This window comes from Micromonospora sp. AMSO12t (assembly GCF_008806585.1).
Lineage (GTDB): Bacteria > Actinomycetota > Actinomycetes > Mycobacteriales > Micromonosporaceae > Micromonospora > Micromonospora reichwaldensis.
Genome location: NZ_WAAS01000506.1, coordinates 1 through 1,301 on the forward strand (window position 1 = coordinate 1; position 1,301 = coordinate 1,301).

Sequence of the window (1,301 nt, forward strand, 5' to 3'; positions counted from 1 at the left end):
CCGGCCCGGAGGCCGGGGGGACCGACATCGGCTGCCCGAAGGCCGGCCCGCCGGAGGCCTGCCCGGCGTGGGGCGACGCGCTGCCGGGGCCGAAGCCGGGCGACGCCGGCGGCGCCGACTGGGGGTAGCCGGAGGGTCCGGCCGGCGGCGCGGACTGCGGGTAGCCGGCGGGTCCGGCCGGCGGCGCGGACTGCGGGTAGCCGGCGGGCGGGGCCGGGTTGTACTGCTGCGGCGCCGGGGCGTACTGCTGGCCGGCGTCCTGCTGTTCGGGCGTGTACGGGCGCGGGCTGCCGTAGGTGGTGCCGTGCGGGGCGCCGCCCGACGGCGACTGACCGGGCGCGGCCGGCGGGTACGGCGGGTAGCCCTCCGGCCCGGTCGGTGGCTGGGACATGTCGTTCTTCCTCCACGTGTGCTGGTCCGGCGTTGGAGCCGCCGGGCCGAGGGGGTGGTTGGGCGCTGACGGGGTCAGCAGATCTTGAAACCGTCGCAGGCGACCTTGATCGGTACGGCGAGACCGATCCCCTCGGCGTTGCGGGCCTTGGCGGTGGCGATGCCGACGACCTGCTTGCTGCCGTTGATGACCGGGCCGCCCGAGTTGCCGGGGTTGATCGGGGCGTCGAACTGGATGACCGGGCCCTCGCCGCCGCCGGCCTCGCGGAAGGCGCTCACCACGCCGGTGGTGACGCTGTCCTCCAGGCCGAGCGGCGCGCCGACGACCACGATCTGCTGCCCGGACTTCACCGCGGCGGACGCCGCGACCAGGCCGGTGAACTTGCCGTTGGTCCGCAGGTGGGCGACGTCGTTGGTCTCGTCGACGCGCACGATGGTCGCCGGGAAGCGCTGGTTGGTGCGCTCCAGGAAGACCTCCCGCTCGCCGGTCTGCCAGAGCGCGTCCACCACGTGGTAGTTGGTGAACAGGTTGGTGCCCCCGCCCGCGGCTGGCTTGCCAATCGCGAATGCGGTGCCGGTGGAGTTGCCGGCCCGGACCCGGAACACGCTGGGCAGCACGGCGCTGGCCACGGCCTCCGGGTTGAACGCGGCGCCGGCCTGCTTCTCCAGCGCCCCCGCCCGGGACTCCAGGCCGTCGAACCGGGTGCCGTCGGCCGCCTGCGCCGCCGCCACCCGGCTGTCGGTGTCGCCCAGCCGATTCGAGAGCCGGTTGATCTGGTACGCCTGCACGCCCGTCACCACGGCCAGCAGGCCGGCGAGCACGAGCGCGGTGACGGTGAGCCCGCGCCCCTTCGTCGCCGGCGCCGGCCCGACGGGGTACGGCTGGCCCGGCCCGGGGCCCTGGGGGTGGC

Annotated in this window: 1 protein-coding gene and 1 pseudogene; both read right to left on the bottom strand. The window is 76.0% G+C overall.

Features of this window, described 5'->3' with window-relative positions; translation table 11 throughout:
* Positions 1 to 391 (bottom strand): annotated as a pseudogene (locus F6X68_RS32650) (hypothetical protein); the annotation flags it as partial.
* A gap of 74 nt (positions 392 to 465) precedes the next feature.
* Positions 466 to 1,301: S1C family serine protease (locus F6X68_RS32655; RefSeq protein WP_225852572.1), on the bottom strand; the 836-nt coding region annotated here is incomplete at its 5' end.